The organism is Bradyrhizobium sp., from assembly GCF_035701725.1.
Taxonomy (GTDB): domain Bacteria; phylum Pseudomonadota; class Alphaproteobacteria; order Rhizobiales; family Xanthobacteraceae; genus Bradyrhizobium.
In genome coordinates, this window is sequence record NZ_DASSRP010000378.1 from 1 (window position 1) to 8,613 (window position 8,613).

At 64.0% G+C, this 8,613-nt stretch carries 8 protein-coding genes and 1 pseudogene; 7 read left to right on the forward strand and 2 right to left on the reverse strand.

What is annotated here, in order from left to right:
• Positions 1 to 32 precede the first annotated feature (32 nt).
• From VFL62_RS22755 to VFL62_RS22785, 7 genes are all read left to right on the forward strand, one after another.
• Positions 33 to 1,082: an ABC transporter ATP-binding protein gene (locus VFL62_RS22755; protein WP_325174655.1), complete on the forward strand. Its 1,050-nt coding sequence runs from the start codon at positions 33 to 35 to the stop codon at positions 1,080 to 1,082.
• Entirely contained in the window at positions 1,079 to 1,276 is a 198-nt protein-coding gene (locus VFL62_RS22760) for a hypothetical protein (RefSeq protein WP_325174648.1), read from the forward strand. Before VFL62_RS22755 ends, VFL62_RS22760 begins: the two co-directional genes overlap by 4 nt.
• Positions 1,273 to 2,685: an amidase gene (locus tag VFL62_RS22765; RefSeq protein WP_325174649.1), complete on the forward strand. Its 1,413-nt coding sequence runs from the start codon at positions 1,273 to 1,275 to the stop codon at positions 2,683 to 2,685. Before VFL62_RS22760 ends, VFL62_RS22765 begins: the two co-directional genes overlap by 4 nt.
• Complete coding sequence (locus VFL62_RS22770) at positions 2,682 to 3,665, forward strand: ABC transporter ATP-binding protein (RefSeq protein ID WP_325174650.1); 984 nt, start codon at positions 2,682 to 2,684, stop codon at positions 3,663 to 3,665. Before VFL62_RS22765 ends, VFL62_RS22770 begins: the two co-directional genes overlap by 4 nt.
• A gap of 130 nt (positions 3,666 to 3,795) precedes the next feature.
• Complete coding sequence (locus VFL62_RS22775) at positions 3,796 to 4,065, forward strand: GlsB/YeaQ/YmgE family stress response membrane protein (RefSeq protein ID WP_325174651.1); 270 nt, start codon at positions 3,796 to 3,798, stop codon at positions 4,063 to 4,065.
• Positions 4,066 to 4,249: 184 nt separating this feature from the next.
• Positions 4,250 to 5,995, forward strand: a complete 1,746-nt coding sequence (locus tag VFL62_RS22780) for a type I secretion system permease/ATPase (protein ID WP_325174652.1) — start codon at positions 4,250 to 4,252, stop codon at positions 5,993 to 5,995.
• Positions 5,992 to 7,311, forward strand: coding sequence for an HlyD family type I secretion periplasmic adaptor subunit (locus tag VFL62_RS22785; protein ID WP_325174653.1), 1,320 nt, complete (start codon positions 5,992 to 5,994; stop codon positions 7,309 to 7,311). Before VFL62_RS22780 ends, VFL62_RS22785 begins: the two co-directional genes overlap by 4 nt.
• Before the next feature lie 184 nt (positions 7,312 to 7,495).
• Here VFL62_RS22785 and VFL62_RS22790 read toward each other — a convergent pair whose 3' ends face one another.
• Together VFL62_RS22790 and tcuB are read right to left on the reverse strand one after the other, a co-directional pair.
• Positions 7,496 to 7,978, reverse strand: coding sequence for a CinA family protein (locus VFL62_RS22790; RefSeq protein WP_325174654.1), 483 nt, complete (start codon positions 7,976 to 7,978; stop codon positions 7,496 to 7,498).
• Between the two features lie 24 nt (positions 7,979 to 8,002).
• Positions 8,003 to 8,613, reverse strand: a pseudogene (gene tcuB, locus VFL62_RS22795) (tricarballylate utilization protein TcuB); the annotation flags it as partial.

Genomic DNA, 8,613 nt, shown 5'->3' on the forward strand with positions numbered 1-8,613 from the left:
TTGACACGAACTTCGAAATCGGGACACCAGCCATGACCCTGCTCGAGCCGATCAAGGACGTCGGCGGCGCAGCGCAGCCGCTGCTTGAAGTCAAAGGGCTGACCAAACATTTCCCGGTGCGAGGCGACCTCTTCAGCGCCCGCAAGACGGTGCGTGCGGTTGACGATGTGTCGTTCGCCATCGCCAAGCGCGAGACCGTCGGCATTGTCGGCGAATCCGGCTGCGGCAAGTCGACGACCGCCCGGCTCTTGATGCATTTGATGCCGCGCGACGCCGGCGAAATCATCTATGACGGAATGCAGGTCGGGCGCGCATTGTCTTTGCGGGAATTGCGTCGCGGCATGCAGATGGTGTTTCAGGACAGCTACGCCTCGCTCAACCCGCGTCTGACGATCGAGGAATCGATTGCCTTTGGCCCGAAGGTGCACGGCATGGCAGATGCGCCGGCCCGCGCGCTCGCGCGTGAACTGCTGGGCAAGGTCGGATTGCGGCCGGAGAATTTCGCCAATCGCTACCCGCACGAGATTTCCGGCGGGCAACGCCAGCGCGTCAACATTGCGCGTGCGCTCGCGCTGTCGCCGCGCCTCGTCATCCTCGACGAGGCGGTCTCGGCGCTCGACAAGTCGGTCGAAGCGCAGGTGCTCAACCTCCTGGCCGATCTCAAGCGCGAGTTCGGCCTGACCTATCTCTTCATCAGCCACGACCTCAACGTCGTTCGTTACATCTCCGACCGCGTGCTGGTGATGTATCTGGGTGAAGTGGTCGAGCTCGGTCCCGTCGATCAGGTATGGGACGCGCCCGCGCATCCCTATACCAGGGCGCTGCTCGCGGCGATGCCGTCCTCCGATCCCGACCGGCGGACCGAGGCGCCGCCGATCTCGGGCGATCCGCCCAATCCCATCGACCCGCCGCCGGGCTGCCGCTTCCACACCCGCTGCCCGTTTGCGGAGCCGCTCTGCGCTGCAACCACACCTAAACTCACCGCGCTTGATAAAATGGGCCATCAGGCGGCCTGCTACATGGCCATTCCCGGATCAGGCCACAGCGGTGCGCCACAACAAGAAAGAGGAAACAAGGCATGACTAGACCCACGGAGAAAGAGATCAGCGCCATCGCCAGCGCCGCCGGCGTGCCGGTCGATACCGCAATCGCCACGCGTATCGCCAATTCCATCGGGCCGGCATTCGACGGTTTTGCCGCGATTGCCGGCACCTTGCCGTTCGATCTCGAACCTTCGACGTTCATGCTGGTCCAAACCGAAAAGGCCGCTCGATGAGCACCGAACCGGCCCTGATGTCGCTGACCGCGGTCGCAAACGCGATCGCAGACAAGCAACTCTCTTCGCGCGAGGCGACGCAGTCCTGTCTTGACCGGATCGCGAAATGGCAGCCGCATCTGAACGCCTTCATGGCGATCGAGGCGGATGAGGCGTTGAAAGCGGCCGATGCGGCCGATGCTGCGCTCGCCAAGGGCGGCCGTCGGGGGAAACTGCACGGCGTGCCACTCGCGCACAAGGACATGTATTACGAGGCAGGCAAGATGGTGACCTGCGGCTCGCGTATCCGCCGCGATTTCGTCGCCACGACCACCTCGACCGCGTTGCAACGACTGAAGGACGCCGGCACGGTCCGCCTCGGCTCGCTGCAGATGGCCGAATTCGCTTACGGCCCGACCGGCCACAACGCGCATTTCGGACCGGTGCACAATCCGTTTGGGCTGGCGCATGTTACCGGGGGCTCGTCATCCGGGTCGGGCTCGGCGGTGGCGGCGAGGCTGACCTTTGCCGCGCTCGGCTCGGATACCGGCGGTTCGATTCGCATGCCCGCGCATTTCTGTGGCGTGACCGGATTGAAAACCACCGTCGGCCGCGTCAGCCGCGCGGGCGCCATGCCGCTATCGCAATCGCTCGACACCGTTGGGCCGCTGGCCCGCACGGCCGAAGACTGCGCCGTGTTGCTGGGCCTGATGGCGGGCGCCGACCCTGCCGATCTCACCGCGAGCAGCCTGCCGGTGCCGGATTATGCCGCGGCGACCGCGCAGCCGATGAAGGGGCTCACCATCGGCGTGCCGAGTGCCTTCTATGTCGACGATCTCGATGCGGAAGTCGCCGGCGTGCTCGATGCAACGATTGCGACGCTCAAGCGCGAAGGCGCCAACGTCGTTCAGGTCGACCTGCCCGATCAACGCCAGCTCTCCAGCGCCTCGCAGCTTGTGCTTGCCGTGGAGGCGGCTGCCTTCCACAAGCGCTGGATGATCGAGCGCCCGCAGGATTACAGCCCGCAAGTGATGATGCGGCTTCAGAACGGCCTGGCGGTCTCGGGCGTCACCTATCTCGAAGCGCTGCGCTGGCGCGGCCCGGCGCTCGCGGCACATAACGCTGCCACGGCGAAGGTCGATGCGATGATCGCGCCGGTCTCGCCGATCCCGGCGCCGACGATTGCCGAGAGCGATGTCGGCGGCAGCCCGGGGGCGGATGCCGTGCTCCAGCGGCTGACGAGGTTCACCCGCCCGATCAATTATCTAGGTCTGCCGTCGCTGGCGGTTCCCGCGGGCTTCACCCGCAGCGGCCTGCCGGTGGGCTTGCAACTGATCGGCCGTTCATTCGACGAGGCCACGATCTTGCGGATCGGCGCGGCGTTCCAGCGCGCGACGGACTTCCACCAAAAGGTGCCGCAACTGCCATGACCGCGCTCGTCGAAGTCGAGAACCTCAGCATTCGCTTTTCGGGCGAGCGCACGGTGCACGCCGTGAACAACCTCTCATTTTCGGTCGGCGAGGGCGAGGTGCTGGGACTGCTCGGCGAATCCGGTTCGGGCAAGAGCGTGACCTTGCGATCGCTGATGCGTTTGTTGCCGAAGAAACGGACGGCGATTTCCGGCAGCATTCGCCTGGCGGGCCGCGACGTGCTCGCGCTTGACGATGAGGAACTGTCGGCGTTTCGCGGCCAGACCGTCTCGATGATCTTTCAGGAGCCGGCGCTGGCGCTCGATCCGGTCTACACAATCGGCCGGCAGATCGCCGAGACCGTGATGCGCCACGAAGGCAAGAGCGCGAGCGAGGCGAGGGCGCGCGCGCTGGAAATGCTGGAGGTGGTTCGGATCCCCTCGGCCAAACGCCGGCTCGACACCTATCCGCATGAAATGTCGGGCGGCATGCGCCAGCGGGCGATGATTGCGCTCGCGCTGGCCTGCCGTCCCAAAGTCTTGCTCGCGGACGAGCCGACCACGGCACTCGATGCCACCGTGCAGATCCAGATTTTGCTGCTGCTGCGCGAGTTGCAGCGCGAGTTCGGCATGTCCGTGATTTTCGTGACCCACGATATCGGCGTCGCGGTGGAAATCTGCGACCGCGTCGCGGTGATGTATGCAGGGGAAATCGTCGAGCAGGGCACGCTCCGCCAGATCGTGCGTTCCCCGGTTCATCCCTATGCGAAGGGGCTCCTCGCCTCCACCGTCCATGGCGCCAAACGGGGCGAGCGGCTGGAGACCATCCCGGGAACGCCGCCGACGCTGGATCACGCACCGGCCAATTGCTCGTTTGCCCCGCGGTGCGGTGTCGCCGAAGCGCGCTGCCTGGAGCGGCTGCCGCCCAACGTGCAGATGGCCGGCGACCGCATTGCGCGGTGCATCCTGGCGGAACGCGTTGCGGTCGCCGCAACCTGGTGATCAACCGCCCTCTGCAAATATCGGCCCTGGTTCCGTCCAGCTTTCAGATTGGCATGGTCACGTCTGCCAATAATGGTTAAGTTTTCGACTGGGCGCGGGAGGAACGACGCGCATAATCCGGGGAGTTTTCATGTATCTTTCAGGCGAGCATCTCATAGTCATTCTGTTTGTCGGCCTGGTTGCGGGTTGGTTGGCCGGCAAGGTCGTGCGCGGCGCCGGATTTGGCATCATCGGCGATATCATCATCGGCATTATCGGCGCCTTCATCGCCAGCTGGCTGTTTCCACGGCTCGGCATCCACATCGGCGGCGGGCTTATTTCTGAAATCATCTATTCGGCGATCGGCGCCATCATCTTGCTGCTGATCGTCCGGCTGATCCGAACTGGCGGTCGCCTTTAGCTCTGTCTTTACTATGGAAGGCAGCGGGGCGGGCCCAGGTCCGTTCCGCTACCCATAAGATATTGAAGCGTAACGATTTAGGCCGGCAGCCGGCATTGGACGGGGCCAGGAAAAATTAGTAAAATTTCCATGCGTATCCGTTATTTAAGGGGAATTGCGTCCCCGTATGAAGAGATCAAGATAGATGGCAGCCGCTCCGGGCGTCCGGCGTTCCGAACTCGCTGACGCGTTGCGGGCCTGCCGCAGCGCCTTTATCGGCGTCGGCGTCATCAGCTGCATGATCAATCTGCTCTATCTGACCGGGTCGCTGTTCATGCTTGAAGTCTACGACCGCGTGCTGCCGAGCCGCAGCGTTCCGACCCTGATCGGGCTGATCATTCTGGCGGGCGGTCTCTATATCGCGCAGGGCCTGCTCGACCTGATCCGTGGCCGCATCCTCGGCCGCATTGGAACTTCGCTCGACGAAGCGCTTAATGCGCGCGTGTTCGATACGGTCGTGCGGTTGCCGCTCTCAATCGGCGGACGTGGCGAGGGGCTTCAGCCGCTGCGCGATCTCGACAATGTCCGCGGCTTTCTCGGCGGCATGGGACCCGGCGCGTTCTTCGACCTGCCATGGCTGCCGTTCTATCTTGCGATCTGCTTTGCCTTTCACGTGCTGATCGGCGTTACCGCGCTGGTCGGTGCGATCATTCTGGTGACCCTCACGCTAATGACGGAGTTTCTTTCGCGCGAGCCGGTGCGTCAGGCGCTTGGACTTGCGGCGCGGCGCAACGATCTGGCCGCCACCAGCCGTCGTAACGCCGAGGTGCTGGTTGCGATGGGAATGTCCGGACGCATGGCCCGGCGCTGGGGCGATGCCAATCAAAGCTATCTCGATGGCAACCAGCGCGCCAGCGATGTCACCGGCGGGCTCGGGGCCGTCGCCAAGGTCTTGCGGATGATGCTGCAATCGGCCGTGCTCGCGGTCGGTGCCTATCTCGTGATTCACCAGGAGGCGACCGCCGGCATCATCATTGCGGGTTCGATTCTCAGCGCTCGCGCGCTGGCGCCGGTCGATCTTGCGATCGCGCACTGGAAGAGCTTCATGGCCGCGCGCCAGAGCTGGTATCGGCTGAATCATTTGCTGCAGTCGATGCCGGCGCGTGCCACGCCGACCTTGCTGCAGACGCCTTCCAGCCGCCTGTCGATGGAGGGCGTCAGCATCGTGCCGCCCGGCGACCAGCGGGTCATCGTCCAGGACGTGACCTTTGCGCTTTCGGCTGGAAATGGCCTTGGCATTATCGGGCCGAGCGGCTCCGGCAAGTCCTCGCTGGTACGCGCGCTGGTCGGCGTATGGCAGCCGGCACGCGGCAAGGTGCGGATCGATGGCGCCGCCCTCGACCAGTGGTCCTCGGACGTGCTTGGCCGCCATATCGGATATCTGCCGCAGGACGTTGAGTTGTTTGCGGGCTCCGTCGCGCAGAACATCTGCCGATTCGATCCCGAAGCGACCTCCGACGGCATCATTGCCGCCGCCAAGGAAGCCGGCGTGCACGAGATGATTATCAAGATGCGCGAGGGCTACGACACCCAGGTCGGCGAGCAAGGGACGGCATTGTCCGCCGGGCAGGCCCAGCGCGTCGCTCTGGCGCGCGCGCTATACGGAAATCCGTTCCTCATCGTTCTGGATGAGCCGAATTCCAATCTCGATACCGAAGGCGACGAAGCGCTGACCCGCGCCATTCGTGCCTCGCGCGAGCGGGGTGCCATTGTGGTCGTGGTCGCGCACCGGCCGATCGGCATTGAAGCCGTCGATCAGTTGCTCGTGCTCCGCGATGGACGCGTCCAGGCATTCGGGCCGAAGGAAACCGTGCTGGCGCAAGTGTTGCAGCCGCGCGTCGCGGCTGCTCCGATCAAGATCGTCTCCGACGGAGGCGTCGCCAAGCCATGATCACGCTCAAGGACTTCAACGAGCAAGGCACGCGCTTTTCGATCAAGCGGCATCTGATTGTCGGACTGTCGGTCGTTATCCTGCTTGCGGGCGGGCTCGGCGGCTGGGCATCGACCGCGCAAATCTCGGGCGCGCTGATCGCGCCGGGATCGATTGTGGTCGAATCCAACGTCAAGAAGGTGCAGCATCCAACCGGCGGCGTGGTCGGCGAGTTGCGCGCGCACGACGGTGATGTCGTCAAGGCGGGCGATGTCGTGGTGCGGCTCGACGACACCGTGACCAAGGCGAGCCTTGCCATCGTCACCAAGAATCTCGACGGCTTGTGGGCGCGCGCCGCGCGCCTGGAGGCCGAGCAGCGCGGCCTGGACAAGATTACCTTCCCGCCGATGCTGACGAGCCGCGCCAGCGATCCCGAAGTTGCCGGCATCATGGCCAGCGAAACCAAGCTGTTCGAGGTCCGCGTCAATGGCAGGACCGGCCAAAAGGCCCAGCTGCGCGAGCGTATCGTTCAGCTGAACGAGGAAATCGCCGGCCTTACCGCCCAGGAAAAGGCAAAGGATCAGGAAATCAGCCTGGTCGAGAAGGAACTCGCCGGCGTTCGCGATCTCTATGAAAAGCACCTGGTGCAGTTGAGCCGGCTTACGACGCTGGAGCGTGACGCTGCGCGGCTCGCCGGCGAACGCGCGCAATACATTGCCTCGCGCGCCCAGGCCAAGGGCAAGATCACCGAGACCGAACTTCAGATCATCCAGGTCGACAAGGACGTCGTCAGCGACGTGTCCAAGGACCTGCGCGAAACCAACGACAAGATCGGCGAATTCGTCGAACGCAAGGTGACGGCCGAAGACCAGTTGCGGCGGGTCGACATCCGCGCGCCCCAGGACGGCATGGTGCTGCAATCCACGGTGCATACGGTCGGCGGCGTGATCACTGCCGGCGACACCATCATGCTGATCGTGCCGCAGGCTGACGATCTTCAGGTCGAAGCCAAGGTCAATCCGCAGGACATCGATAAATTGCAGCTTGGGCAGAAGACGCTGCTGCGGCTGTCGGCGTTCAACCAGCGCACCACGCCCGAGCTCAACGGCGTCGTCACTCGCGTTTCACCCGACACCACCACCGACCAGCGAACCGGACAATCCTATTATACGATCCGCGTCTCGATGCCGGCGGAAGAAATCGCGCGTCTCGGCGACGTCAAGCTGATCCCGGGCATGCCGGTGGAAGCCTTCGTCCAGACCGGCGATCGCACGCTGCTGTCCTACCTGATCAAGCCGCTCAGCGATCAGCTGATGCGTGCGTTCAGAGAGAAGTGACGGCTGCTCTTCACCTCTCCCCTTGTGGGAGAGGTCGGATCGCATCGTCAGATGCGATCCGGGCGAGGGGGTTAGGCTTATCGATAGACTTGGACCCCTCACCCCAACCCTCTCCCACAAGGGGAGAGGGAGCTCGGCACCGTTGCCAAGACCTCGAGGCTTCAATTGTCTGGCGCGGCGGGAGCTAACGCGACAGATTCTCCAGCAACAAATTCAGCGCGCGCGCCGCGAAGGCGTGCATGTTGGCTTGCCGGTCGTTGCTTGCGGTCTCCAGCGTGATCACCTGCGAGACGGGTCCGGCAATCGCCATGCAGCTGTGACCGGCGGGATCGCCGTAGCGGTTGCCGGTCGGACCGGCAGCGCCGGTTTCCGAGAGGGCCCAGTCGGTCGCAAAGCGCTCCCGGGTCCGGTTCGCGAGCAGCTGGGCGTAGGGTTCGGAGGCCGAACGTATGCCTTTCATGTCCTCGTCGGAAATATCGGCCAGAAGCCGGCGGGCGTCGCGTGTATAGACCACGGCACCACCGAGGAAATAAGCGGATGCACCGGATACCGCGAGCAGGCTTGCCGAAATCAGCCCGCCGGTCGAGGACTCCGCGACCGCGATAGTTTGCTTTCGCTTGACGAGTTTCGCCGCGACCTGTTCGGCAATCGCGATGAGGTCTTTCATGGTCGTGCTCCGGCTCGCGGCAAATCAGATATGTCCGGCCATCCGTCGCTCGCGCGCATAACGCACCAGCGCCGCAAAGCGATAAAGGCCATGGACGAATTTTCCATAAGGCAGCGTGATGAAAAGCGCGAACACCACGCCAAGATGCAGCGCCAGCAGCGCGCCCATGACCGACGTTTCACGCCACAACAAGAGCGCAAGGCCGGTGAGGCCGGTCAGAAATAGCATCAGTGTGAAAGCCGCGTCCATGCCGGAGCTATTGGCATCCACGAGCGCGCTATCGCGTATCGACTTCTCCATCAATAGCCCAATCGGCCCGATCAGCAGCCCGACGCCGCCGACCGTACCCAGCACCACGGGCAAGTCCCACCATGCATACGGCGCTTCGCGTGCCAGCAGATAATGGTAGAGCGTCGCCACACAGGTTGACGCAAAGCACAGCAGGAAGCCGTAGAAGGTGAAGTGGTGATAGATCCTGCGTCGATCGGTCGGGCGCTCGTCCTCGTTGAAGCAGCCGACCCCGCCGCCATCGAGATAGCGTAGTTCGCCGGCGTCGCGGATCGCCTGGACCAGCGACTTGGCATCGCTGCGCATGCCGACGGGTTCGCCGATATCGCGCCAGAATGCGCACACCC

Coding starts and splice junctions, on each gene's coding strand:
- VFL62_RS22785 (WP_325174653.1), top strand. CDS start 5,992: ATGATCACGCTCAAGGACTTCAACGAGCAAGGCACGCGCTTTTCGATC.
- VFL62_RS22760 (WP_325174648.1), top strand. CDS start 1,079: ATGACTAGACCCACGGAGAAAGAGATCAGCGCCATCGCCAGCGCCGCC.
- VFL62_RS22755 (WP_325174655.1), top strand. CDS start 33: ATGACCCTGCTCGAGCCGATCAAGGACGTCGGCGGCGCAGCGCAGCCG.
- VFL62_RS22765 (WP_325174649.1), top strand. CDS start 1,273: ATGAGCACCGAACCGGCCCTGATGTCGCTGACCGCGGTCGCAAACGCG.
- VFL62_RS22790 (WP_325174654.1), bottom strand. CDS start 7,978: ATGAAAGACCTCATCGCGATTGCCGAACAGGTCGCGGCGAAACTCGTC.
- VFL62_RS22775 (WP_325174651.1), top strand. CDS start 3,796: ATGTATCTTTCAGGCGAGCATCTCATAGTCATTCTGTTTGTCGGCCTG.
- VFL62_RS22770 (WP_325174650.1), top strand. CDS start 2,682: ATGACCGCGCTCGTCGAAGTCGAGAACCTCAGCATTCGCTTTTCGGGC.
- VFL62_RS22780 (WP_325174652.1), top strand. CDS start 4,250: ATGGCAGCCGCTCCGGGCGTCCGGCGTTCCGAACTCGCTGACGCGTTG.